The organism is Ruegeria sp. BHSC037 (genome assembly GCF_059613045.1).
The window spans coordinates 112953-136556 of the sequence record NZ_JBXWRT010000008.1; the positions used below are offsets into that span (position 1 = coordinate 112953).

The 23604-nt window shown below is 62.0% G+C and carries 25 protein-coding genes; 12 read left to right on the forward strand and 13 right to left on the reverse strand.

Going from position 1 to position 23604, the window contains the following annotated elements:
• The first annotated feature begins 34 nt into the window (after nt 1–34).
• Nucleotides 35–2650, forward strand: coding sequence for a DNA mismatch repair protein MutS (gene mutS / locus AC2FMN_RS09945; protein ID WP_496687943.1), 2616 nt, complete (start codon nt 35–37; stop codon nt 2648–2650).
• Between the two features lie 58 nt (nt 2651–2708).
• Here mutS and AC2FMN_RS09950 read toward each other — a convergent pair whose 3' ends face one another.
• Complete coding sequence (locus AC2FMN_RS09950) at nt 2709–3272, reverse strand: nucleotide exchange factor GrpE (protein ID WP_496681609.1); 564 nt, start codon at nt 3270–3272, stop codon at nt 2709–2711.
• 10 nt (nt 3273–3282) lie between these two features.
• Nucleotides 3283–4347, reverse strand: a complete 1065-nt coding sequence (gene hrcA / locus AC2FMN_RS09955; protein WP_496681612.1) for a heat-inducible transcriptional repressor HrcA — start codon at nt 4345–4347, stop codon at nt 3283–3285.
• A gap of 113 nt (nt 4348–4460) precedes the next feature.
• Here hrcA and rph point away from each other — a divergent pair, with 113 nt between their 5' ends.
• From rph to AC2FMN_RS09975, 4 genes are read left to right on the forward strand one after another with little or no spacing between them, the layout of a single operon-like run.
• On the forward strand, nt 4461–5174 hold the full coding sequence (gene rph, locus AC2FMN_RS09960; protein WP_496681615.1) for a ribonuclease PH: 714 nt from the start codon (nt 4461–4463) through the stop codon (nt 5172–5174).
• On the forward strand, nt 5171–5785 hold the full coding sequence (gene rdgB, locus AC2FMN_RS09965; RefSeq protein ID WP_496681617.1) for an RdgB/HAM1 family non-canonical purine NTP pyrophosphatase: 615 nt from the start codon (nt 5171–5173) through the stop codon (nt 5783–5785). The genes rph and rdgB overlap by 4 nt, the downstream gene beginning before the upstream one ends.
• Nucleotides 5775–6929: a radical SAM family heme chaperone HemW gene (gene hemW, locus AC2FMN_RS09970; RefSeq protein ID WP_496687856.1), complete on the forward strand. Its 1155-nt coding sequence runs from the start codon at nt 5775–5777 to the stop codon at nt 6927–6929. Before rdgB ends, hemW begins: the two co-directional genes overlap by 11 nt.
• 2 nt (nt 6930–6931) lie before the next feature.
• A complete protein-coding gene (locus AC2FMN_RS09975; RefSeq protein WP_496681622.1) occupies nt 6932–7285 on the forward strand; it encodes a YbaN family protein in 354 nt (117 codons plus the stop codon).
• On the opposite strand, the gene AC2FMN_RS09980 is transcribed toward AC2FMN_RS09975, so the two are convergent.
• From AC2FMN_RS09980 to AC2FMN_RS10010, 7 genes are all read right to left on the reverse strand, one after another.
• Nucleotides 7275–8171, reverse strand: a complete 897-nt coding sequence (locus tag AC2FMN_RS09980; protein WP_496687859.1) for a ParB/RepB/Spo0J family partition protein — start codon at nt 8169–8171, stop codon at nt 7275–7277. The genes AC2FMN_RS09975 and AC2FMN_RS09980 overlap by 11 nt on opposite strands.
• Before the next feature lie 20 nt (nt 8172–8191).
• Nucleotides 8192–8995 (reverse strand): ParA family protein, encoded by an 804-nt coding sequence (locus AC2FMN_RS09985; protein ID WP_490360036.1) that lies wholly within the window; start codon nt 8993–8995, stop codon nt 8192–8194.
• Entirely contained in the window at nt 8988–9611 is a 624-nt protein-coding gene (gene rsmG / locus AC2FMN_RS09990) for a 16S rRNA (guanine(527)-N(7))-methyltransferase RsmG (RefSeq protein WP_496687861.1), read from the reverse strand. The genes AC2FMN_RS09985 and rsmG overlap by 8 nt, the downstream gene beginning before the upstream one ends.
• Complete coding sequence (gene mnmG, locus AC2FMN_RS09995; protein ID WP_496687863.1) at nt 9608–11476, reverse strand: tRNA uridine-5-carboxymethylaminomethyl(34) synthesis enzyme MnmG; 1869 nt, start codon at nt 11474–11476, stop codon at nt 9608–9610. The genes rsmG and mnmG overlap by 4 nt, the downstream gene beginning before the upstream one ends.
• 12 nt (nt 11477–11488) lie before the next feature.
• On the reverse strand, nt 11489–12775 hold the full coding sequence (gene mnmE, locus AC2FMN_RS10000) for a tRNA uridine-5-carboxymethylaminomethyl(34) synthesis GTPase MnmE (RefSeq protein ID WP_496687865.1): 1287 nt from the start codon (nt 12773–12775) through the stop codon (nt 11489–11491).
• Between the two features lie 31 nt (nt 12776–12806).
• Nucleotides 12807–14078 carry a transcription termination factor Rho gene (gene rho / locus AC2FMN_RS10005; protein ID WP_496681633.1) on the reverse strand — a complete coding sequence of 424 codons (1272 nt, stop codon included), beginning with the start codon at nt 14076–14078 and terminating at the stop codon, nt 12807–12809.
• A 135-nt stretch (nt 14079–14213) separates the two neighbouring features.
• Nucleotides 14214–14663, reverse strand: coding sequence for a CopD family protein (locus tag AC2FMN_RS10010; protein WP_170340679.1), 450 nt, complete (start codon nt 14661–14663; stop codon nt 14214–14216).
• 402 nt (nt 14664–15065) lie between these two features.
• Between AC2FMN_RS10010 and AC2FMN_RS10015 the strand changes: the two genes are divergently transcribed.
• The 4 genes from AC2FMN_RS10015 to dnaQ are packed head-to-tail and all read left to right on the forward strand — an operon-like array spanning nt 15066 to nt 17800.
• Nucleotides 15066–15665, forward strand: a complete 600-nt coding sequence (locus AC2FMN_RS10015; protein ID WP_496687867.1) for a Maf family protein — start codon at nt 15066–15068, stop codon at nt 15663–15665.
• Nucleotides 15662–16495 (forward strand): shikimate dehydrogenase, encoded by an 834-nt coding sequence (locus tag AC2FMN_RS10020; protein ID WP_496681639.1) that lies wholly within the window; start codon nt 15662–15664, stop codon nt 16493–16495. Before AC2FMN_RS10015 ends, AC2FMN_RS10020 begins: the two co-directional genes overlap by 4 nt.
• Entirely contained in the window at nt 16492–17085 is a 594-nt protein-coding gene (coaE, locus tag AC2FMN_RS10025; RefSeq protein ID WP_496681641.1) for a dephospho-CoA kinase, read from the forward strand. The genes AC2FMN_RS10020 and coaE overlap by 4 nt, the downstream gene beginning before the upstream one ends.
• A complete protein-coding gene (gene dnaQ / locus AC2FMN_RS10030; RefSeq protein ID WP_496687869.1) occupies nt 17078–17800 on the forward strand; it encodes a DNA polymerase III subunit epsilon in 723 nt (240 codons plus the stop codon). The genes coaE and dnaQ overlap by 8 nt, the downstream gene beginning before the upstream one ends.
• Before the next feature lie 23 nt (nt 17801–17823).
• On the opposite strand, the gene secB is transcribed toward dnaQ, so the two are convergent.
• Complete coding sequence (gene secB / locus AC2FMN_RS10035) at nt 17824–18324, reverse strand: protein-export chaperone SecB (RefSeq protein ID WP_496687871.1); 501 nt, start codon at nt 18322–18324, stop codon at nt 17824–17826.
• 54 nt (nt 18325–18378) lie between these two features.
• Entirely contained in the window at nt 18379–18870 is a 492-nt protein-coding gene (locus AC2FMN_RS10040; RefSeq protein WP_496681654.1) for an FxsA family protein, read from the reverse strand.
• A 108-nt stretch (nt 18871–18978) separates the two neighbouring features.
• Here AC2FMN_RS10040 and AC2FMN_RS10045 point away from each other — a divergent pair, with 108 nt between their 5' ends.
• The 3 genes from AC2FMN_RS10045 to AC2FMN_RS10055 are packed head-to-tail and all read left to right on the forward strand — an operon-like array spanning nt 18979 to nt 21262.
• Nucleotides 18979–19638, forward strand: coding sequence for a Tim44/TimA family putative adaptor protein (locus tag AC2FMN_RS10045; protein WP_496687874.1), 660 nt, complete (start codon nt 18979–18981; stop codon nt 19636–19638).
• Nucleotides 19635–20675 (forward strand): murein transglycosylase A, encoded by a 1041-nt coding sequence (gene mltA, locus AC2FMN_RS10050; RefSeq protein WP_496687877.1) that lies wholly within the window; start codon nt 19635–19637, stop codon nt 20673–20675. The genes AC2FMN_RS10045 and mltA overlap by 4 nt, the downstream gene beginning before the upstream one ends.
• A complete protein-coding gene (locus tag AC2FMN_RS10055) occupies nt 20675–21262 on the forward strand; it encodes a Smr/MutS family protein (protein WP_496683663.1) in 588 nt (195 codons plus the stop codon). The genes mltA and AC2FMN_RS10055 overlap by 1 nt, the downstream gene beginning before the upstream one ends.
• Here AC2FMN_RS10055 and AC2FMN_RS10060 read toward each other — a convergent pair.
• Entirely contained in the window at nt 21259–22479 is a 1221-nt protein-coding gene (locus AC2FMN_RS10060) for an MFS transporter (protein WP_496687880.1), read from the reverse strand. The genes AC2FMN_RS10055 and AC2FMN_RS10060 overlap by 4 nt on opposite strands.
• Nucleotides 22476–23573, reverse strand: coding sequence for an alpha/beta hydrolase (locus AC2FMN_RS10065; protein ID WP_496687883.1), 1098 nt, complete (start codon nt 23571–23573; stop codon nt 22476–22478). The genes AC2FMN_RS10060 and AC2FMN_RS10065 overlap by 4 nt, the downstream gene beginning before the upstream one ends.
• Nucleotides 23574–23604: the final 31 nt, after the last annotated feature.

Genomic DNA, 23604 nt, shown 5'->3' on the forward strand with positions numbered 1-23604 from the left:
CCAGAGGGGAGCAGCCTTGTCCAACGTCACGCCGATGATGGCGCAATACCTGGAAATCAAAGAGGCCCACAAAGACGCCCTGCTGTTCTATCGCATGGGCGATTTCTACGAGATGTTCTTCGAGGATGCCGTGAACGCCGCCGAGGCGCTGGACATCGCCCTGACCAAGCGCGGCAAGCACAATGGCGAAGACATCCCGATGTGCGGCGTGCCGGTGCATTCGGCCGAGGGCTATCTGCTGACGCTGATCCGCAAGGGCTTTCGCGTCGCCGTGTGCGAACAGATGGAAAGCCCGGCCGAGGCCAAGAAAAGAGGCTCTAAATCGGTGGTAAAGCGCGATGTGGTGCGCCTTGTCACCCCCGGCACCCTGACCGAGGACGCCCTGCTGGAGGCCCGCCGCCACAACTTTCTGGCCGCCTATGCCGAGGTGCGTGACGAGGCCGCGCTGGCCTGGGCCGACATCTCGACCGGGGCGTTTCACGTGATGCCGCTGACCTCGGTCCGGCTGAGCCCCGAGCTGGCCCGGCTGGCCCCGTCCGAGCTGATCGTGGCCGATGGCGCCGAGGTTAATCTGCGCGACACGGTCGAAGATCTTGGCATCGCGCTGACCCCCGTCGGGCGGGCCAGTTTCGACAGCACTGCGGCAGAAAAACGCATCTGTCGGTTGTTTCACGTGGGCACGCTGGACGCGTTCGGCAGCTTTGGCCGGGCCGAGATCTCGGCTATGGGCGCGCTGATCGACTATTTGGAAATCACGCAGAAGGGCAAACTGCCGCTTCTGCAGACGCCGATGAAGGAATCCGAGGATCGCGTCGTGCAGATCGACGCGGCCACCCGCCGGAACCTTGAACTGACACGGTCCTTATCGGGCGGACGGGCCGGATCGCTGCTGTCGGTGGTGGATCGCACGGTGACCCCGGGCGGCGCGCGCCTGTTGGAACAACGCCTGTCCAGCCCCTCGCGCAATCTGGACGTGATCCACGCGCGGCTGGATGCGGTCGATTTTGCCGCCCAGGACAGCCTGATCGCCGCCGATCTGCGCGAAGCCTTGCGCAAGACGCCCGATCTGGACCGCGCCCTGTCGCGCCTGTCGCTGGAGCGCGGCGGCCCACGCGATCTGGCCGCGATCCGCAATGGGCTGACCCAGGCGCAGGCGATTGCCGAGATCTGCGCCGGTCAGGACCTGCCGGTGCTGCTGGCAACCGCGGTTCAGAACCTCGTGGGCTTCGACAACCTGCTCGACCTGCTGAATCAGGCGTTGGTCGCCGACCCGCCGTTGCTGGCGCGCGATGGCGGCTTCATCGCGCCGGGTTTCGACGCCGAACTGGACGAAGCCCGCACCCTGCGCGACGAGGGGCGCTCGGTCATTGCCGGGTTTCAACAGAAATACGCCGAACACACCGGCATCGCCTCGCTGAAGATCAAGCACAACAACGTGCTGGGCTATTTCATCGAAACCACGGCCACCCATGCCGAAAAGATGCTGAACCCACCCTTCAGCGAGACCTATATCCACCGGCAGACCACTGCCAATCAGGTACGCTTTACTACGGTTGAGCTCAGCGAGATCGAAACCCGCATCCTGAACGCCGGCAATTTGGCATTGGAGATCGAAAAGCGGCTCTATCAAAGGCTTTCTGACGAGATTCTGGCGCAGGCGGCCCGCATCAACCAGGCCGCGAAGGGGCTGGCCGAGCTGGACCTGACCACCGCGCTGGCCGATCTGGCGCGGGGCGAGAACTGGTGCCGCCCACAGGTGGACGGCTCGCGCGCCTTTGATATCGTCGCGGGCCGCCACCCGGTGGTGGAGCACGCGCTGCGCCAGCAATCCGGTGATGCCTTCATCGCCAATGACTGCGACCTCAGCGCCGAGGACGGCGCGGCCATCTGGCTGCTGACCGGCCCCAACATGGCCGGTAAGTCGACCTTCCTGCGCCAGAATGCGCTGATTGCCCTGCTGGCACAAATGGGCAGTTTCGTTCCGGCCGAGCGCGCGCATATCGGGCTGGTCAGCCAGCTGTTCAGCCGCGTGGGCGCCTCCGACGATCTGGCGCGGGGGCGATCGACCTTCATGGTCGAGATGGTGGAAACCGCGGCCATCCTAAATCAGGCCGATGACCGGGCGCTGGTGATCCTCGACGAGATCGGTCGCGGCACCGCCACCTATGACGGCCTGTCCATCGCCTGGGCCACGCTGGAACATCTGCACGCCGCCAACCGCTGCCGCGCGCTGTTCGCCACCCATTACCACGAGCTGACCGCACTGGCCGGCAAGCTGGAAGGCGTCGAAAATGCCACCGTCGCGGTCAAGGAGTGGGAGGGCGAAGTGATCTTCCTGCACGAGGTTCACAAGGGCGCGGCCGACCGCTCCTATGGCGTGCAGGTGGCGCAGCTGGCCGGCCTTCCCGCCTCGGTCGTCGAGCGCGCGCGCGTTGTGCTTGAGCAATTGGAAAAGAGCGAACGGGAGGGGGAAAGACAAAAAGCCCTGATCGACGATCTGCCGCTGTTTTCCGCCGCACCGCCCCCGCCGCCACCGGCTGCGAAGGCCTCACCGGTCACCGATATTCTGGACCAGATCCTGCCGGACGACCTAACCCCCCGCGAGGCGCTGGACCTGATCTACAAACTGAAAGAGGCGGCCAGATCCTGACCGCCCCTTCATCTTTTCCCAAATACTCTCGCCGAAGGCATGCGCCCTAGGGCTCGTTTCAGCTCGCCGGCGTGGAAGACACGCCAACCTGCGCCGGACGCAGCAGGCGGTCATGCAACATGAATCCTTCGGCTGAAACCTGGATGATCTCGCCCGCCTTGGTGCCCGGCACCGGGGCCTCGAACATGGCTTCGTGCACGTTCGGATCGAACTTGTCGCCAACCTCGGGCGCGATCACCTCGATCCCGTGTTTCTTGAACACGTCCTTGAGCATGCGCATCGTCAGCTCGACGCCTTCGATCAGACCGGCGGCAACTTCGCGCTGCTCGTCGCTCGCGGCCTCGAGCGCGCGCTTCATGCTGTCATAGACCGGCAGCATGTCACGCGCCAGCTTGGACCCGCCATACTGTTCCGCCTCGCGGCGGGCCTTGTCGCCGCGCTTGCGTGCGTTTTCCGCATCCGCCAAGGCGCGCATGAACTTGTCGCGCAGCTCGTCGCGCTCGGCCTTCAGGGCATCCAGTTCCAGCGCTTCCTCGCTGATCTCGGCCAATTCCTCGGCCAGTTCTTCCGCCTCGGCAGTTGCAATGTCGTCCAGAAATTCTTCGTTCTTCGGCTCTGCCATCTTTTATCCTCTAGCTCCGGTCGGAAATCAGCTTGCCGACCAGCTGCGCCGTATAGTCCACGATCGGCACGATCCGCCCATAGTTCAGACGGGTCGGCCCGATCACGCCAACGGCGCCGATTATCTTTCGATCAGCGTTCATATAAGGAGACACCACCAAAGAGGAACCCGAAAGTGAGAAAAGTTTGTTCTCGGAACCTATAAAAATGCGCACGCCTTCACCTTCTTCGGTCAATTCCAGGAATTCGGCGATATCGCGCTTGCGCTCAAGATCGTCGAATAGGACCCGAATCCGCTCCAGCTCTTCCTCCTGACCGGTATCGCCCAGCAGATTCGCCCGCCCGCGCACGATCAGCCGCGCTGAGTCCGTCTCGTCGCCCTCCCAGGCCGCAAGGCCGCTTTCGACCAACTCACGCGCCAGCACGTCGATCTCCTGGCGGCGCGCGGCAATCTCGGTCTGGATCATGCGGCGCACATCGGACAGCGTGCGGCCCTCGATCAGGGCGTTGAGGAAATTGGCCGCCTCGCGCATCGAGCTGGGCGTCTGCCCAGGTGGCGGCGTGAACAGACGGTTTTCCACGTGCCCGTCCGAGAACACCAGAACCACAAGCGCCCGGTCATGGCCCAAGGACACGAATTCGATATGCTTGATCTCGGCCTCGTGCTTGGGCGTCAGAACCAAAGACGCTCCGCGCGTCACGTTCGACAGCGCCGCGCCGACCCGGTCGAGCATGCCGCTGACATCGCCTGCGTTGCTGCCCAAGGTTTCGTCCAGCTTCTGCCGGTCTTCCTCGCCCAGGTCGCTGACTTCCAGCAGCCCGTCCACGAACATGCGCAGCCCCATCTGGGTCGGCACCCGCCCGGCGCTGACATGGGGGCTGTCCAACAGGCCCAGAAATTCCAGATCCTGCATCACGTTGCGCACAGTCGCGGCGCTGACCTTCTCGCTCAGCGACCGGGTCAACGTCCGGCTTCCGACCGGCTCGCCGCTTTCGAGATAGTTCTCGACGATCAGCCGGAACACCTCGCGCGACCGGTCGTTCATCTCGTCCAGAATTTTGCTCGCTTCACTCATCGGCGATCCTTTTGCTGGATGGTCATTAAATAGCTGCCAACAGAAAGGTCAATCGGGGTTGCATCGCTGCCGCGCCGGGCGGTATCCCCAAGCCAGCAGACAAAGGATATCTCATGCGACCCTCTGGACGAGATTTAAGCGAAATGCGCCCGGTTTCAATCGAGACCGGGTTTACCAAACATGCCGAAGGTTCCTGCCTGATCAAGATCGGCGACACCCATGTTTTGTGCACCGCCACGATCGAAGATCGCGTGCCGCCCTTCATCAAGGGGTCGGGCTTGGGCTGGGTCACCGCCGAATACGGTATGCTGCCCCGCGCGACCAACACCCGGATGCGGCGCGAGGCCGCCAGCGGCAAACAGGGTGGCCGGACCGTCGAGATCCAGCGCCTGATCGGCCGTGCCCTGCGCGCCGGGGTGGATCGCGTCGCCCTGGGCGAACGCCAGATCACCGTCGACTGTGACGTGCTGCAGGCCGATGGTGGGACCCGCTGCGCCTCGATCACCGGCGGTTGGGTCGCGCTGCGGCTGGCGGTCAATAAGCTGATGAAGGCCGGCGACGTGATCACGGACCCGCTGGTCGATCCGGTGGCGGCCGTATCCTGCGGAATCTATGCCGGCCAGCCGGTTCTGGATCTGGATTATCCAGAGGACAGCGAGGCTGGCGTCGACGGCAACTTCATCATGACCGGCTCCGGCAAGCTGATCGAGGTGCAGATGAGCGCCGAAGGTTCCGTCTTCAGCCGCACGCAGATGGACCATCTGATGGAATTGGCCGAAAAAGGCGTGTCCGAGCTGGTGGCCGCGCAACGGGCTGCCACCGCATGACCCGCCGGTTTGAAGGCGATCGGCTGCTGGTGGCCACGCACAACAAAGGCAAGCTCGAGGAGATGGCCCATCTGCTCGAGCCCTTTGGCGTGACGGTCGTGGGCGCGGCTGAGATGAACCTTCCCGAACCCGAAGAAACCGAGGACACGTTCGTCGGCAACGCGCGCATCAAGGCCCACGCCGCCGCCCGGGCCACCGGCTTGCCCGCCCTGTCCGACGATTCCGGTATCACCATCGATGCGCTGGACGGCGCGCCGGGCGTGTACACGGCCGACTGGGCCGAAACCGGAAATGGCCGCGATTTCCTGATGGCCATGACCCGCGCCCATAACGAGCTTGAGGCGCGAAACGCACCGCATCCACGCACCGCCCAATTCCGCTGTACGCTGGTTCTGGCCTGGCCCGACGGCCATGACGAGGTGTTCGAGGGCGTAGCACCCGGTCATCTGGTCTGGCCGATCCGCGGCAAGGACGGGTTCGGCTATGACCCGATGTTCGTTCCTGAAGGATATGACCAGACCTTTGCCGAGATGGATCGGTGGGAAAAGAACAAGATCAGCCACCGCGCCCGCGCGGTCGAGCTGTTCGTGAAAGGCTGCTTTGGCGGATGATTGGCGCAACGGGGGCTTTGGCCTGTACGTGCACTGGCCCTTTTGCGAGGCCAAGTGCCCCTATTGCGATTTCAACAGCCATGTTTCCAGAAATATCGATCAAAAACAATGGCTTGACGCATACCTGTCCGAACTGAAGCGATCTGCGGCCGAAACCCCCGACCGGGTTCTGAATACCATCTTCTTTGGCGGTGGCACCCCGTCGCTGATGGCGCCCGAAACCGTCGCCGCCGTGATCAACAACGCCCGCAGCCTTTGGCGGCCCGCCAATGACATGGAAATCACGCTCGAGGCCAATCCCGGCTCGGTCGAGGCCGGACGGTTCGCCGCCTATCGCGATGCCGGTGTGAACCGGATCTCGATGGGCATTCAGGCGATGAATGACGAAGATCTGAGGCGGCTGGGCCGCATCCACAGCGTGGCCGAGGCACGTGCCGCCTTCGACATCGCCCGCACCTGTTTCGACCGGGTCAGCTTTGACCTGATCTATGCCCGCCAGTACCAGACGCTTGAAGCCTGGCGCGCCGAGCTGACCGAGGCGCTGTCGATGGCGATCGACCATTTGTCGCTGTACCAGCTGACCATCGAGGCAGGCACCGCATTCGGCGACCGCTATTCGGTCGGCAAGCTGCGTGGCCTGCCCGAGGACGATAACGCCGCCGACATGTATCTGACCACGCAAGAGATCTGCGAGGCCCACGGCATGCCCGCCTACGAGGTGTCGAACCACGCCGCCCCCGGGGCCGAGTCGCGGCACAACCTGATCTATTGGCGCTATGGCGATTATGTCGGCATCGGACCGGGCGCCCATGGGCGGATCACGGTGAACGGCCAACGGATCGCAACCGAAACGCATCTGGCACCGACCGCGTGGCTGAATGCCGCCGAGCAGGGAAATGGCGAGAAGCTGCGGACCCCACTGACCGCTGAAGAACAAGCGAACGAATACCTCATGATGTGTCTTCGATTGACGGAAGGTCTAGATATGGACCGTTTTAGCCGTTTAGCCGGGCGCTCTTTGCCGCAGACCAAACTGGACTATCTGCAGGAAATCGGAATGATCACCCAACAGGAAAACCGTCTGGCTGCCACCGCGGACGGCCGCGCCGTTCTGAATGCGGTGATCCGAGAATTGCTGGAGTAGAGATGCACTATCTGTGGGCCACATTGGGATTGCTCTGCGTCGCGCTTGCGATGGTCGGGGTCGTCCTTCCCTTGGTGCCCACGGTTCCGTTCCTGCTGCTGGCGGCGTTTTTCTTCGCGCGGTCCTCAAGCCGGTTGCACACCTGGCTGCTGACGCATCGCACCTTCGGCCCGCTGATCGTCGACTGGCAGAGCTCGGGTGCGATCCGGCCGGCGGCAAAAAAGGCGGCAACCCTGTCGGTCGCCGCCGTCTTTGGCCTGTCCGTTCTGGTTTCGGTTCCGGTCCATGTCCTGATCATTCAGGCCGTGACCCTGGGCGCGGTCATGATCTTTATCTGGTCACGCCCTAGCGGCTGAGCTTGGCACAGAGATCATCCAGCTGGTCCAGGTTTTCATAGGTCAGCACGACCTGCCCCGTCTCGGTTCCCGGCTTGTGGTTGATGACCACCTTCATCGCCAGGATAGCGGACAGGTCCTTTTCCAGCGCCCGCGTGTCGGCATCCTTGCCCGCATTCAAGTTGCGGGAGCGCGGCGCGGGCTTGTCCGTGTTGCTCTGCTGTTGCTTTTTGACTAGGGCTTCGGTCGCCCGAACCGACAACCCCTCTTTGACCACGGTCTTCGCCAACTCGGACGGGTTTTCCGACGTAATCAGCGCGCGGGCATGTCCGGCCGACAATTTTCCTTCAACGACAAGGGCTTGAACGTCTCCGGGCAGTGACAGCAGTCGCAACAGGTTGGCAATGTGGCTGCGGCTCTTTCCCAGGGCTTCGGCCAGTTTCTCTTGCGTGTGTCCAAACCGATCCATCAACTGTTTGTAGCCTGCGGCCTCTTCCACGGCATTCAGATCAGCGCGCTGGATGTTTTCGATGATGGCGACTTCCAGCACCTCGGTGTCGTCGAACTCACGCACGATAACAGGAATGTCATGCAGTTGCGCCATCTGCGCGGCGCGCCACCGGCGTTCACCGGCGACGATCTCGTATTGGCCGCCCTCGACGGGACGCACGATCAGGGGCTGGATGATGCCCTTTTCCTTGACCGAGGCGGCCAGCTCGTCCAACTGCTCTTGCGAAAAGGTGCGGCGCGGCTGGTTGGGGTTGGCCCGCAGCTTTTCGATCGGAACTTTCATGTCCGGTCGACGCGGCGCGGCAGATACCTGCCCCTGCGGATCCTGCGTGACATCCGCCATCAAAGCGGACAACCCGCGCCCCAGCCCCCTGGGTTTTGCCTTTTTGGCGCTCACTTCGCCCTCCTGACAGCCGTTCAGACAGCCATTTTCTTGTTCTTCTGCATGATCTCGCGCGCCAGGTGTCGATAGGCCATGGCGCCCAAAGACCCCGAGTCATACTGCAACACCGGCATCGCAAAAGACGGTGCCTCGCTGACCCTTACGTTTCTGGGTATCTTGGTTTTAAATACCATCTCGCCCAGATTGTCACGCGCGTCCTTTTCGACTTGCCGGGACAAGTTGTTGCGGTTGTCATACATGGTCAACACAACACCTTCGATTCTGAGATCGGGATTCGCGGTCTGACGAACCTCGCGGATCGTCAGCATAAGTTGCGACAGACCTTCCAGCGCAAAGAACTCGCTCTGCAATGGGACCAGAACAGAATGCGCCGCGACCATCGCGTTAACCGTCAGAAGGTTCAGCGACGGCGGGCAGTCGATCAGGATGAAATCCAGCCCAAAAGCATCAATTGCTGGCTGGCGCAGAGCATCGTGCAGAAGATAGCTGCGTTTTTCATTCGAAATCAGTTCGATATCAGCCGAGCTCAGATCGACAGTCGCCGGAATGATGTACAGGTTTTCCAGCTCGGTTTCCTGCACAACCGCTTCCAGCGGCGCCTCATCGAGAATCAGGTCATAGGTCGTCCAATCCCGGTCCTCGACCCCCAAGCCCGTGGACGCGTTGCCTTGCGGGTCCAAATCGACCACGAGCACCTTGCAGCCCGCTTCGGCCAAGCCGGCTGCCAGATTGATTGCCGTCGTCGTCTTTCCCACCCCGCCTTTTTGGTTGGCCACGGCGATAATCCGAGGTCCGGCCGGGCGCGACAGATCAACCACGTGAGACTCCTTTGATCTTGAGGATGACAGCCTGAGCTTCAGTCAAACTTTTAATCGGCTCGGCGTCGAATTTCCATTCCCGCTGCGCATCCTCCAGCTCTTTTTTCCAGATGGCACCTTTCGGGAACAGTGCAACGCCGTTTTTTTGCAAATGCCTGTCACAAAAAGACAAAAGCGTCGTCAGATCGGCCAAGGCTCGGGCCGACAGGACGTCGGCATTCAGCGGGTCCGCCAATTCGATTCGCCTGATGATGACCGAACAGTTTGCACCTGTCTCGCGTATGACCGTCCGCAGAAAGGCCGATTTTCGTTGATCGCTTTCGACAAGGGTAAACCGTGCCTGGGGCTGAGTCTCAATGGCCATGACAGCGCAAACGAGGCCTGGAAAGCCCCCGCCGCTTCCAAGGTCCACCCAGTGGTCAAATTTGTCCACCTGACGAAAGACTTGAACCGAATCCAGAATGTGACGCGACCATGACTCGGCCAGTGTGCTGCGAGACACCAAGTTAATTCTGGGATTCCATTTTTTCAACAGATCGACATATAGGCGCAGCCGATCGAATGTTTCACGTGAAACACTCAAGCTGTCCGGCGTCGGTATGAAACTGGAGGTCATGCGTGCCGCGCTTTTTGATCCCGGCGGAGCTTTGCGAGAACCAAGGTCAAAGCAGCGGGCGTCACACCTTCGATCCGACTGGCCTGCGCAATGTTGGCTGGACGCGCATGAGACAGCTTCTGTTTCATCTCAGAAGATAGCCCTTCTAGCGCGAAGTAGTCGAAATCCATTGGGATTTCATAGGCTTCATCCCGCTTCAATGCTTCAACATCCTTCTGCTGACGCGCGATGTAGTTCGCATACAGCGCGTCACGCTCAATCTGCCGCCTGATATCAGGTTCAACATCCTCCAGCCCATCGACCAAAGGCATCAGGTCTTCGAAACATACCGATGGGAAAGCAAGGATCGCCATACCGTCACGCCGATTTCCATCTTGGTTGACGTCAATTCCCACGGATTGAATTTGCTTTGGTGTGAAAGTTTGGCCGGAAAGCTTCTGCTTTACCGTGTCCAGTTTTTCCATCTTATCTTCAAATGCCGCCCGGCGCGTCTCGCTCACGCACCCGATCTCCAGACCAACAGGTGTTAACCGTTGATCGGCGTTGTCCGCGCGCAGTGACAGGCGGAACTCGGCCCGGGACGTGAACATCCGATAGGGCTCTGCAACACCGCGGGTGGTCAAATCATCAATCATCACGCCGATATAACTGTTGGAACGGGTGAAATGGACCGGCTCTCGCCCTTTGACGGCCAACGCGGCATTCAGACCGGCAACCAGTCCTTGCGCCGCCGCCTCCTCATATCCTGTGGTACCATTGATCTGACCCGCAAGATATAGGCCTGGGATATCCGGCAGCGACAAAGATGCCGTCAATACGCGCGGGTCGATATAGTCATATTCGATCGCATAGCCGGGCTGAAGGATCTCGGCGCTTTCCAATCCTTTGATCGTCCGGACGTATTCAACCTGTACATCCTGAGGAAGCGACGTCGAAATCCCATTGGGGTAGATCGTGTGGTCGTTGACGCCTTCGGGCTCGAGAAAAATCTGATGCGAGTCCTTTTCCGCAAAACGCACGATTTTGTCCTCGATCGACGGGCAGTAGCGCGGGCCAACGCCTTCGATATGACCACCATACATGGCCGAGCGCTTCAGGTTTTTCTCGATGATGTCATGGGTGCGGCTGTTAGTATGGGTGATCCCGCACGCGATCTGCGGCGCTTCTACCGCCTTCGACAAGAAGGAAAACAAGGTTGGGTCGGGATCCCCTTCTTGGTGCTCCAGCCCGCTCCAGTCAATTGTACGCCCATCCAGGCGCGGCGGGGTTCCGGTCTTCAAACGGCCCATCGGAAGGTCATAGCTGTCAAGACGTTCGGCCAACCTGACCGAGGGCCGGTCGCCCATGCGTCCGCCAGGGCGCTGGACATCGCCGATATGAATCATCCCCCGAAGGAACGTGCCAGACGTCAGGATCACAGCTTTCGCCGGAATCTCCGAACCATCGCCCAGAACAACCCCGGCTACACGCGGTCCATCCATCCGGAAATCAACGACTTCGCCGGTCACGACGATCAGGTTTTGGCGCTTCCGTGTTTCCGTCTGCATGGCCGCCCGATACAATGCCCGGTCTGCCTGAGCGCGTGGCCCCTGAACGGCAGGCCCCTTGCGGCGGTTGAGCAGGCGAAACTGGATGCCGGCCCGGTCCGCGACGCGGCCCATGACTCCGTCCAAGGCATCGATCTCGCGGACCAGATGACCCTTGCCCAACCCTCCAATGGCCGGGTTGCACGACATTACACCGATATCCGTCTCGGACAGCGTGACCAGCGCTGTATTCGCGCCCATTCTCGCGGCGGCATGAGCGGCCTCGGCACCGGCGTGGCCGGCCCCGATTACCACGACATCAAACTGTGAATGTTTCACGTGAAACACTCCCTATTTCCCAAGACAGAAGCTGGCGAAAATCTCGTCCAGCAGGTTTTCGACATCGACCCGGCCCACAAGGGACTCCAGCGCGCGGATGGCAGTGCGCAATTCTTCCGCTGCAATATCATATAGGTCGGGACCCGATTCCAGAACCTTCAACGATTCGGTCAAAGCCGCAGAAGCGCGCTGCATGGCGCTTCGATGGCGTTCTCTTGTCGCGATTCCAGATGTTGCGGTTCGTTCGCGCAAAACACGCGATATCTGGTCTATCAACCGATCGACGCCCTGCCCGGTCTTGCCTGAAACACCGGACTCGGATTCGCCGCGCAGATCGGATTTCGGCAGAACGTGGATATCTCCGGGCTGAAAAGCGATTCCCAGCTGATCGGGATCTTCGGTCAGAAAAACCCGCAGATCGGCCTTGTCCGCCCTGTCCCGCGCCAAAGCAATGCCCAGACTTTCGACATGATCCCGGGTTTCTCGCAAGCCGGCCGTGTCCAGCAAAGTCACCGGCAAGCCGGCCAGATCCATCCGAACCTCGATCACGTCGCGCGTGGTGCCGGCATATTCCGAGGTGATCGCCGCATCGCGTCCGGCCAAGGCATTCAAGAGCGTTGATTTACCGGCATTCGGCGGCCCCACGATCGCCACCTCGAAACCGGTCCGAATGCGCTCGGCAATTCTCACCCCACGCGACTCGCGGTCCAGATCCACCATCACCCCGGCAATCAACTGCCGCACCTCGGGCGTCACATCTGTGGGAACCTCCTCGTCGGCAAAATCGATCACCGCCTCAAGCAGCGAGGCCGCCCGGATCAGGTCACGCCGCCACCTTTCAGCCAGGTTCCCCAACTCTCCGGCCAGGATTGTCTGGGCCTGTTTGCGCTGCGCCTCGGTTTCCGCATCGATCAAATCGGCCAGGCCCTCCACCTGGGCCAGATCCAGTTTGCCGTTTTCGAGCGCACGCCGGGTGAACTCGCCGGGCTCGGCCATCCGCAACCCATCCATGTCGGCCAGTGTGCGCAACACGGCGTTGACCGCGGCCGTACTACCGTGGATCTGAAGTTCGGCCACGTCTTCGCCGGTGAAACTGGCCGGCTCTTGAAAGGTCAGCACCAGGCCATCGTCCAGGCGCGAGCCGTCAGGCGCACGAAACTCGCGCACCCGCATTCCGCGCGCCGGCAAGTCACCGCCCGACAGATCCGCCGCGGCCCGATGCGCCAACGGCCCGGACAGACGGATGACCGCCACACCTGCTTTGCCCTGCGCGCTGGCCAAGGCGAATATCGTATCCATTCAAAGGCCCCGAGTCGGTGACAAGACCGTATCAGGTATTCATCGAGTCGAAGAACTCGGCATTGGTCTTGGTCTGTTTCAGCTTGGACAGCAGGAACTCGATCGCGTCGGTGGTGCCCATCGGGTTGAGGATCCGACGCAGAACGAAGGTCTTCTGCAGATCCGCCTTGTCGACCAGCAAATCCTCTTTCCGGGTGCCGGATTTCAGGATGTCGATTGCCGGGAACACGCGTTTGTCGGCGATCTTGCGGTCCAGAACGATTTCCGAGTTACCGGTGCCCTTGAATTCTTCGAAGATGACTTCGTCCATGCGGCTGCCGGTGTCGATCAGCGCGGTGGCGATGATGGTCAGCGATCCGCCTTCTTCGATGTTGCGCGCCGCGCCGAAGAACCGCTTGGGCCTTTGCAACGCGTTCGCATCCACACCACCAGTCAGAACCTTGCCCGAGGACGGCACCACGGTGTTGAAGGCCCTACCAAGTCTTGTGATCGAATCGAGAAGAATAACAACATCTCGCTTATGTTCGACCAGACGCTTGGCTTTTTCGATCACCATTTCCGACACGGCGACGTGGCGCGATGCGGGTTCGTCAAAGGTCGACGACACCACCTCGCCCTTCACCGAGCGCTGCATGTCGGTCACCTCTTCCGGGCGTTCGTCGATCAACAGGACGATCAGGTAGCATTCCGGGTGGTTCTTTTCGATCGAGTGCGCGATGTTCTGCAGGATCACCGTCTTACCGGTCCGCGGCGGCGCCACGATCAGCGACCGCTGGCCCTTGCCGATCGGCGCGACCAAGTCGATCACACGGGCGGATTTGTCCTTGATGGTCGGATCTTCGATCTCCATCTTCAACCGCTCATCCGGATAGAGCGGCGTCAGGTTGTCGAACAGGATCTTGTGCTTGGCCTTTTCCGGGTCTTCGAAGTTGATCTTGGTCACCTTCGTCAGCGCGAAATAGCGCTCATTCTCGTCCGGAGCCTTTATCTCGCCCTCAACCGTGTCACCAGTGCGCAGCGAATGCTGGCGGATCATGTCAGGCGAGACATAGATGTCGTCCGGGCCGGGCAGATAGTTCGCCTCGGGCGAGCGCAGAAAGCCGAAGCCGTCCTGCAGCACCTCAAGCACGCCGTCACCGCCCACGGTCCAACCCTCGTCCGCGCGTTCGCGCAGGATTTGGAACATCATCTCGCCCTTGCGCATGGTCGAGGCGTTTTCGATCTCGAGCTCTTCGGCCATGGCCAGAAGGTCTTTGGGGCTTTTCGCCTTCAGATCGGACAGATTCAGGGATTCGGTTGTCATGATTATACGGACCTTGGCCGCAAGGGTGCGGCACAGCATTGAATTTCAAACAGGAAGATGCGCCATCCGGTCGGATGGGTTACCTCTTACATAAGGCCAGCTGCCACCCGAGTCAAACCCGTGCGGGAATGGCCGTCAGAACTTCAGAATGACCGCCAGAACGATGATGACCATCAAAACGGTCGGAACCTCGTTCATCATGCGGTACTGGCGCCCTGTGAGCGTATTGCGGCCCTCGACGAAATCCTTTCGCCGAGCCATCAGCCAGTGATGGAACCAGGTCATACCGATCACCGCCGCGCCCTTGACCCAGGGCCAGGACCAGTCCCACCCGACGATGCCGGGAGTGAACACCATAATGAGGCCGCAGACCCAGGCCACGATCATCGCCGGCCGCATGATCACGCGCAGCAGCTTTTCTTCCATTTCAAAGAAGATCTCGGGCGCGCCGTCGACGGTCTGCGCCTTTTCGACGTGATAGACGAACAGGCGCGGCAGATAGAACAAACCCGCCATCCACGAAATCACCGCCATGATGTGCAGCGATTTCACCCAAGGGTACAGCGTGAAGAGAAGATCGGTCATCGGGTTTCCCGGCACTGGTCGGGCCCTCCCTAATAAAAAAAATAGAAAAGAGAAAGGATGATGGTTTTGTAGGGTGGGCAAAATCCGTGGATTATTGTTTTGTCTGCCGGTTTTCCCCAGGTGGATGACTGTATCCCGATTATCCGTGATTCTGTTGAAACAAAGTTTTCACAAGCAAACTCAATGATTTGAAATGAATCCGCCTAACCTTTCTGGGGATAACTCAAGGGACATCTTTTGATAAACAGGAAATCCCAAGGTCCCGAGTTATCCTTGTCCCGACCGGACAGACTTCGGGCGACTCAGGGAAGTTTCGGGCCGAAATCGCGGGCTTGCGTGTCAACCGGAAAACCATACAAACCGTTCAAGACCAATGATCCACTTGCCCACGGGGTTTTCCACATGACTGTCCCCATCGTACTTGCCTCGGGGTCCGAGATCCGCGCGCAGCTGCTGCGGAACGCCGGGGTGCCGTTTTCCGTCCAAGTCGCCCGCGTGGACGAAGATACCGCGAAACGCGCGCTTTTGGCCGAGGCCGCGCCACCCCGCGACATCGCTGATGCTCTGGCCGAGCTTAAGGCGCGCAAGATCAGTGACAAGACGCCCGGCGCGATGGTTCTGGGCTGTGACCAGGTTCTGGATTTCGATGGACGTCTGCTGTCCAAGCCCGAAACGCCCGAAGACGCGCTGGCGCAGTTGAAGGCGATGCGCGGCAAGCGTCACATGCTGCTGTCGGCGGCGGTGATCTATCAGGACGGCGAACCGGTCTGGCGCCATGTCGGACAGGTACGGTTGCGGATGCGCGCCAGTTCGGATGCCTATCTGAAGGGCTATGTCGCGCGCAACTGGCACAGCATTCGCCATGCAGTCGGAGCCTACAAGCTGGAAGAAGAAGGCGTGCGCCTGTTCAGCAGCATTGACGGCGACTATTTTAACGTCTTGGGTATGCCCCTGCTGGAGCTGCTCAATTTTCTTGCGGTCCGAGGGGTGATCGAACAATGACCGACAACCGCATTCCACTGGCCGGAGTCATCGGACACCCGATTGCCCATTCCCGATCGCCCGCCCTGCATGGCTATTGGCTGAAGACCTATGGTTTGCCGGGCCATTATGTGCCGATGGATGTTGCGCCTGCCGATCTTGAAACGGTCCTGCGCAGCTTGCCCAAGGCCGGGTTCGTCGGGGCCAATGTCACCGTTCCGCACAAAGAGGCCGCGTTGCGCCTGGCGGATCATGTGTCGGACCGTGCCTCGGTGATCGGGGCGGCGAATACGCTGGTGTTCCGGGCCGATGGCTCGATCCACGCAGACAATACCGACGGGTACGGGTTCATGCAGAACCTGCGCGCGGGTGCGCCGGATTGGGTGCCGCAGGATGGCCCGGCTGTGGTGTTCGGCGCAGGTGGAGCCGCGCGGGCGGTGCTGCAGGCGCTGGCCGAGGCCGGCGTGCCCGAGATCCTGCTGACCAACCGCACGCGGTCGCGCGCTGATCACCTGAAAGAGGAATTCGGCCAGCGCATCACCGTGATTGATTGGGTCAAGGCCGGAAACGTGATCGAAAACGCCGAGCTGGTGGTGAACACCACGTCACTGGGCATGCAGGGCCAACCCGAACTGCGCGTCCCGCTGGACGGGTTGCAGCCGGGAACGGTGGTGACCGATCTGGTCTATGCACCGCTGAAGACCCGCCTTCTGGAACAGGCCGAGGCTGCGGGCTGTAGCATCGTCGATGGGCTGGGCATGTTGCTGCATCAGGCGGTGCCGGGGTTCGAGCGATGGTTCGGCCTCCGCCCCGAAGTCACGGAAGAAACCCGCGCAGCGGTTCTGGCATGAGCTTTGCGTTGGGTCTGACCGGATCGATCGGCATGGGCAAAAGCACCACCGCCGACCTGTTTGCACAGGAAGGTTGCGCCGTGTGGGATGCCGACGCCGCGGTGCATCGGCTGTATGCGGCAGGCGGCGCGGCGGTCGCGCCGATCCGCGCGGCATTTCCCGACGCGATCGAAGATGAAGCCGTCAGCCGCGACGCCCTGAAACGGATCATCGGCGCCGATCCGACCGCATTGAAACGGATCGAATCCATCGTCCACCCACTGGTTGCCCGGGATCGGGAAATGTTTCGCCAGGCGGCCAAGTCAGACATCCTTGTCTTTGACATCCCGCTGCTGTTCGAAACCGGCGGCGACGCGCAGATGGATGCGGTGGCCTGCGTTTCAATCTCCCCAGATGAGCAGAAGCACCGCGTCATGGCGCGTGGCACGATGACCGAGGCGCAGTTCGAGCAAATCCGCGCCAAACAGATGCCGAATGACGAGAAATGCGCGCGGTCGGATTTCGTGATCGTCACCGACACTCTGGACCATGCCCGCGCACAGGTGCAGGATGTGGTCAGGCAGATCAGGGCAGGATTGGCAGATGCGTGAAATCGTATTGGATACGGAAACCACCGGATTCGATCCCGAAAGCGGCGACCGGATCGTCGAGATCGGCGCCATCGAGCTGTGGAACCACGTTGCCACGGGCGAGACCTATCACGTTTATATCAACCCCGAACGTTCGATGCCGGCCGAGGCCTTCGGTGTGCACGGTATCGGCCCCGACCTGCTGGAGCCGCCGCAAAAACCTGAACCGGGACAGATCACCCTGAAGGACAAACCCGTTTTTGCCCAGATTGGGCAGGCCTTCCGCGATTTCGTGGGTGATGCGCGGCTGGTGATCCACAACGCCGCCTTCGACATGAAATTCCTCAATGCCGAGCTGGGATGGATAGGCCTGCCCCCGATCCCAATGGATCAGGCGCTGGATACACTGGCGATTGCGCGCAAGCGGTTTCCCGGCTCGCCCGCCTCGCTGGATGCGCTGTGCCGACGGTTCAACATCGACAACTCGAACCGCGTTCTGCACGGCGCGTTGCTCGACTCGGAAATCCTGGCCGAGGTCTATCTTGAGCTGATCGGCGGACGACAGCCCGATTTCGGCCTGTCCGCAGCCCGCTCGGAAACCAGCGGTGGCGGCGAGACCTGGCGCCCGGGCCCGCGGCCGACGCCCCTGCCCCCGCGGATCACCGCGGACGAGCGCACCGCGCATGAAGCTTTCGTGAAGAAACTGGGCGACAACGCCCTGTGGACCCGCGCCTGACCCGGTCAGGCGCGGGGTCCGTATCAGGCTTCGGTCTTGTTGGCCTGCTCGGCCTGACGGCGCATCAGCTCGTTGCGATACAGCGCGACGAAATCGATATTGTCCAGGTTCACCGGCGGGAAGCCGCCATCGCGGGTGATGTCGCTGACGATCCGGCGCAGGAACGGGAACAGCATGCGCGGGCATTCGATCAGCAGGAACGGGTGCAGTTGGTCCTCCGGCACGCCCTCCACGTGGAACAACCCGCAATAGTCGATTTCGCACAGGAACAGGACGTCCTCCATGACCTTGGCCTTCGAGGTCAGCTTGAGCTTGATCGACACTTCGAACTGATGTTCGACCGGGCGTTTTTTCGCATCCAGGTTCACCTGAACCGAGATTTCGGGCTGCACGTCGCCCGAAACGCCTTTCTGCGCCATCACGTTTTCAAACGACATGTCCCGGATGAACTGGCCCAGGACCCGCATTTTGACTTGCGGGTTGGCGGGGGCTTCGGTGTTGCCTGCGGCGGTGTCTTCGGTCATGGAACGGCTCCAAAAATGAAATTCGCCACTGCTTAGCAAGTTGGGCGCGGCACCTCAATGCCGGTGGGGGCCTTCTACCCATTTCGAAGGACGCGGCGGGTTCGAACGGGGGCGGACCTCGGTGAATTCGCCGTCGATGATGTCGCCCGGCGCGAACGGGCCCTCGTGCCGCGTGGCGCCGCCCATCTGAAACTGCGTGACTGTGACGCGCGATTTCAGCCAGCGGAACACGCCGGCCCTGACCGCCGGGATCAGCAGCGCAAATCCCACCGCATCGGTGAAGAACCCCGGCGTCAGCAGCAGCACACCCGAGACAAGGATCATCGCCCCGCTGGCCAGCGGCTCGGTCGGGTCGTCCAGTTCGGCAAAGCTGCGCTGCAGTTTCTCCAGCGCCATCCGGCCCTGGTTGCGCACCATCACGGTGCCCAGAACCGCCGTCAGCACCACGATCGCCAGCGTTGGCCACAGGCCGATCAGCCCGCCAACCTGGATGAACAGGGCGATTTCGACGATCGGCACCAACAAAAATGCCAAGAACAGGTACATTTGCGCTATCCTTTCCCATAGGCCGGGCTGTGGACTTGCCATCAACAGTCACCTACATAGTGACCAGAGGCCGCTTGTACAAAGTCTCGGTGCTGAAAAGAGGACGAAATGAATTCACCCCTGATCCAGCTTCTGGTGCTGGCTGGCATTGCCATCTTCCTGATCCTGCGCCTGAAAAGCGTGTTGGGCACGCGGGAAGGTTTCGAGAAACCGCCCGTGCCGCAGCAACCTGCCCCCAGCAAGTCGCGTCGGGATTTCGAGGTGATCGAAGGCGGCCCCGATCGCGACATCACCGATCATGTCCCCGAAGACAGCGAAATCGCCCAGACCCTGGCCGCGATGAAGCGGGTCGAACCCAGCTTCTCGGTCAGCGAGTTCCTGCAGGGCGCACGCGGCGCCTACGAAATGATCGTGATGGGATTCGAGCGCGGCAACCTTGACGAAATTCAGCCCTTCCTGGCCGAAGACGTTTTTGAAACCTTCGTGTCCGTCGTGGCCGATCGCGAAGACAAGGGCCTGACCATCGAGGCCGAGTTCATCGGCGTGCGCGAGATCGCGCTGGTGGACGCGCAGTTTGACAAGGACACCAACCGGGCCGAGATCACCGTGCGCTTTGTCGGTGAACTGACCTCGGTCGTGCGCGACCGCGACGGCAACATCGTCGAGGGCAACCCCAACACGATCAAGCGCCAGAAGGACAGCTGGACATTTGCCCGCGTCATGGGCGCGGACGATCCAAACTGGCTGCTTGTCGCCACCGACGCATGACGGGACGGCTCCGGTCGCTGATTGCGGCGGCGATTCTGGCCGCCGCTCCCGCCTCTGGGGCTGAGACCACGCGGTCGATCCTGACCTTCGATGACCTGCATGGCTGGGCCGAAGACGATCATGCCGCGGCCCTGTCGGTATTCCTCGAGACCTGCGGCGATCTGGACGACCCCGACTGGCGGGCGCTGTGCGCCACCGCGCGCAGCCACAAGCCCGAGGCCGCGCGGGCCTTCTTCGAACTTTTCTTCCGCCCGGTTCTAATCGAGGACGGCAAGCCGCCCCTGTTCACCGGTTATTTCGAACCCGAACTCGATGGCGCGCGCCATCGCACTGACCGGTTCCGCTTTCCGGTCTACCGGATGCCGCCCGAGGCCCGCGGTGACGGCCCCTGGTTGACCCGGCAAGAGCTGCTGACAGGCGATGTCATGCAGGGCCGCGGACTCGAGATCGCCTGGGTCGATGACCCGGTCGAGCTGTTCTTTCTGCAGATCCAGGGCTCAGGCCGGATCCGCCTGCCCGACGGAACCGCGTTACGGGTGGGGTATGGCGGCGCGAACGGCCACCCCTATCGCTCGATCGGGGTCGAGATGGTGCGGCGGGGCCTGCTGGGTGCGCATGAGGTCAGCGCCCGGATGATCCGCGCCTGGGTCCGCAAGAACCCCGAAGCCGGGGCCGAACTGCTGATGCACAACCCGTCCTACGTGTTCTTCCGCGAGGTTTCGCGAGTGGCGCCCGACCGGGGCCCGCTGGGAGCAATGAACCGGTCGATCACCGCGATGCGAAGTGTGGCGGTGGACCCGGCCTTTGTGCCGCTGGGTGCGCCGGTCTGGGTCGAGAAAGACGGGGCCGTACCCCTGCGCCGCCTGATGATTGCGCAGGACACCGGTGCCGCGATCAAGGGCGCACAGCGGGCCGACATCTTTTTCGGCACGGGGGACGCCGCGGGCCAGGCGGCCGGACGGCTGAAGGATCCGGGCCGCATGGTGGTGCTGCTGCCGATCCAGCGCGCCTATGCCATGTTGCCGGACGAATTCTGATGACCCGGCGCAAACTGACCGCTGACGAGATCGAACTGTGGCGCAAGGTGGCCCGCCAGACCGAACGGCTGCACCCGGAACTGCCGCAGTCGGTGCATCCGACCACCCTGCCCAAGCCCACGCCCAAGAAACCGCCCAAACCGCGGATCGAGCCGTTCCAGCTGGGTCAGAACCGACCTGCGCCCGCGCCGGACCATCGTCTGAAGCCTTCGGTGGCCGAGGGGCTGCGGGCTGCGCCCGTGCAGATGGACAGCAAGGCCTTCGCCCGGATGAAGCGCGGCAAGCTGAAACCCGAGGGCAAGCTGGACCTGCACGGCATGCGGGTCGACACGGCGCACCCGGCCCTGATCAGGTTCATCCTGTCGGCACAGGCCTCGGGAAAGCGGCTGGTTCTGGTCGTGACGGGCAAGGGCAAACACCGCGACGAGCCCGGCCCGATTCCGACTCCGCGCGGGGTGCTGCGCAATCAGGTGCCTCAATGGCTCGCGTTGCCGCCGCTGGCGCAGGCGGTGCTGCAGGTGGCGCCGGCCCATGTCAGCCATGGCGGCGAAGGGGCCTATTACGTCTACCTGCGCCGGATCCGCTAGAACAGCCGCTGCGCCCGGTGGATCCCGGCCCAAACCAGCGCGCTGGCCAGCATGAAAAACCCGGCGATCCATTGAAACTGGGTGGTCAACGAAACGCCCTTGTCGATCAGTGCCCCGGTCAGGCCCGGTCCGATGGCTGATCCCAGCACCATGACCGCAGCAGCCATGGCCTTGATCGCGCCGATGTGGCGGGTGCCGTAGAACTCGGCCCAGAAGGCCGCGGGCAGCGTGCTGTTGGCCCCAACCGACAGCGCCAGACACGCCAGTGCCACCACCGCGCCGGGGATTGTGTGCACGACGGAAAATAGGCCAAACCCGATCGCCAGCGGCAGTTGATAGAACGGCATCATCCGGGCGGTGCCCCACCTGTCCAGCGCCCAGCCCGAGGCGAACATCGCCAAAATCGACACCCCGGTATAGATCGGAAACAGCGCCACAAGCTGCAGATGCGCCCAACCCTTGATCTGCGCCAGATGAACCTGGTGAAAGAAAAAGGCGGTGATGAAGGCCGACGGCCCCAGAAGCGCCGGCGCCATGAACCAGAACAGCGGGGTCCGCAGGGTTTCGGACCGGGTCCAGTGACGGCCCGCCATCCCGGTGGCCGAATGCTGCTGCGCAAGGCTTTGGGGGGTGCGTTCGTTCCTGAGCATCCGCATCAAGGCGGGTACGCCCAACAGCGTCACGGCGGCCGAGGCGACCCACAGCAAGCGCCAGTCAATCAGCGCCATCGCGGCCACGAACAGCATCGGTAGAACCGCCTCGCCCACGGCAAAGCCCAGCGTCGCGATCGACAGCGCCTTCCCGCGCGAGGCGGTGAACCATCGGGTCATCGCCACCATTGCGATGTGGCTGCACATGCCCTGGCCGAACAGCCGCAACAAAAAGATCACAACCGGCAGCAGGACCACCCAGCGGTTGACCGCCATCGCCATCGCCGCCACGGCCAGGCCTCCCAGCACCGCAGCCCCCAGCGCGCGCACGCGGTAGCGGTCGGTCAGCCCTCCGGCCCAGATCATGACCCCGGCCGAAACCAGAGTACCCAGCGCATAGAGGCTGCCCCAGGCGCCGTGGCTCAGGCCGAACTCGGCCCGGATCTGGCCCGCGAAGATCGAGATGAAAAACGTCTGCCCGAAACTGGACAGAAAGGTCAGCAGCACCCCCGCACCCAGCCATGGCGCATTCCCGGCCAGAAAATGGCGCAGCCCCCGCCCGGTCACGGAGAACTGACCCGGACCTGCCCGGTTTCCGTCAGAACCACTTCGGTCGCGCCGTTGTCGTTTCGAACCGCCGGAGGAACCAGCAGGTCGATCCCTCCGTTGTCCTTGCCGAAAGTCCGGCTAACGCGGCGGAGCGCGCCCAGAATCGACAGCAGCGCCGGCGAGGTCGCGGCCACGAAATGCGAGGATTCGGCATCGCGGTTGAACACGGTCGTGTCGATGATGCTGATCGGGTATTCGGCGATCCGGTCGGTCGAACGGATATTGCCCAGCCGTTCACTCTTGGCGGTGCCGCGCAGCCGGGCCGAGATGCCTAGAATCCGGTCTTTCTTTGACACCATCACCAAGAACGGATCGGGCGGGTCCTGAATGCTGGCCATCTGCGACCGAAACACATCGACATCCAGGTCGGGCGAGATCAGCAGAACACCTTCCAGGTTGCGCCGTGACCAGCCGGGCTCGCGCAGCTCGGCCTGGCGCATCATCTCCATGGTCAGCGCGGCCCCCATCGAATGCGCCACGATCAGTATGCGCGGAACGCCGATGGATTTAAGCTTTGCCACCGTTTGCTGCAGCCCGTTGCGCGCAAACAGCATGCTGTCCAGATCATAGGCATAACCCGTGCCGCTGCCCCGGCTGGGCCAGGAATAGATCAGGGTCCGCCCCGGCAGCCCGATGTCATGGGCCAGCTGGGCCGCACGAAACGCGGTTTCGGTCTGGGTGGCGTTGAAGCCGTGCACAAAAATCGTGACCTCCTGCGCGCCATTCAGCCGCGCCTTTAGGTCCCGCGGCCCGTCAAATTCTTTCAGCCCGGCCAGCACGAACTGTTTTGCGGGATCAGGGTCGGAATAGGAAAAATCAAGCGTTCCCGGCCGGTGGCTCGGCGGAATCGACACGGTCAGTTCCAGAAACCTCAGATCCTCGGACCGCCCATAGCCATAGCTGCCGTCCGGTTCGCGCGCACGCGTGGTCGCGACAAAGACGGTCTGCGCAGTGCCAACCTCGAGCGCCTGCGGCAGGATTACCGAAACGGACCTGTCGACACAGGCACCCAATGTGGCGACCCAGACAAGAAGGATCAGAATGCGCAGCACGGAACGGGCCTCGGAACAAAGGAACGGCCTA

Excerpts from the sequence above, each read along its gene's own strand:
- mutS (WP_496687943.1), top strand. The coding sequence starts at position 35 with ATGATGGCGCAATACCTGGAAATCAAAGAGGCCCACAAAGACGCCCTG.
- AC2FMN_RS09950 (WP_496681609.1), bottom strand. The coding sequence starts at position 3,272 with ATGGCAGAGCCGAAGAACGAAGAATTTCTGGACGACATTGCAACTGCC.
- hrcA (WP_496681612.1), bottom strand. The coding sequence starts at position 4,347 with ATGAGTGAAGCGAGCAAAATTCTGGACGAGATGAACGACCGGTCGCGC.
- rph (WP_496681615.1), top strand. The coding sequence starts at position 4,461 with ATGCGACCCTCTGGACGAGATTTAAGCGAAATGCGCCCGGTTTCAATC.
- rdgB (WP_496681617.1), top strand. The coding sequence starts at position 5,171 with ATGACCCGCCGGTTTGAAGGCGATCGGCTGCTGGTGGCCACGCACAAC.
- AC2FMN_RS09975 (WP_496681622.1), top strand. The coding sequence starts at position 6,932 with ATGCACTATCTGTGGGCCACATTGGGATTGCTCTGCGTCGCGCTTGCG.
- rsmG (WP_496687861.1), bottom strand. The coding sequence starts at position 9,611 with ATGACCTCCAGTTTCATACCGACGCCGGACAGCTTGAGTGTTTCACGT.
- mnmE (WP_496687865.1), bottom strand. The coding sequence starts at position 12,775 with ATGGATACGATATTCGCCTTGGCCAGCGCGCAGGGCAAAGCAGGTGTG.
- rho (WP_496681633.1), bottom strand. The coding sequence starts at position 14,078 with ATGACAACCGAATCCCTGAATCTGTCCGATCTGAAGGCGAAAAGCCCC.
- AC2FMN_RS10010 (WP_170340679.1), bottom strand. The coding sequence starts at position 14,663 with ATGACCGATCTTCTCTTCACGCTGTACCCTTGGGTGAAATCGCTGCAC.
- AC2FMN_RS10015 (WP_496687867.1), top strand. The coding sequence starts at position 15,066 with ATGACTGTCCCCATCGTACTTGCCTCGGGGTCCGAGATCCGCGCGCAG.
- AC2FMN_RS10020 (WP_496681639.1), top strand. The coding sequence starts at position 15,662 with ATGACCGACAACCGCATTCCACTGGCCGGAGTCATCGGACACCCGATT.
- coaE (WP_496681641.1), top strand. The coding sequence starts at position 16,492 with ATGAGCTTTGCGTTGGGTCTGACCGGATCGATCGGCATGGGCAAAAGC.
- dnaQ (WP_496687869.1), top strand. The coding sequence starts at position 17,078 with ATGCGTGAAATCGTATTGGATACGGAAACCACCGGATTCGATCCCGAA.
- secB (WP_496687871.1), bottom strand. The coding sequence starts at position 18,324 with ATGACCGAAGACACCGCCGCAGGCAACACCGAAGCCCCCGCCAACCCG.
- AC2FMN_RS10040 (WP_496681654.1), bottom strand. The coding sequence starts at position 18,870 with ATGTACCTGTTCTTGGCATTTTTGTTGGTGCCGATCGTCGAAATCGCC.
- AC2FMN_RS10045 (WP_496687874.1), top strand. The coding sequence starts at position 18,979 with ATGAATTCACCCCTGATCCAGCTTCTGGTGCTGGCTGGCATTGCCATC.
- mltA (WP_496687877.1), top strand. The coding sequence starts at position 19,635 with ATGACGGGACGGCTCCGGTCGCTGATTGCGGCGGCGATTCTGGCCGCC.
- AC2FMN_RS10055 (WP_496683663.1), top strand. The coding sequence starts at position 20,675 with ATGACCCGGCGCAAACTGACCGCTGACGAGATCGAACTGTGGCGCAAG.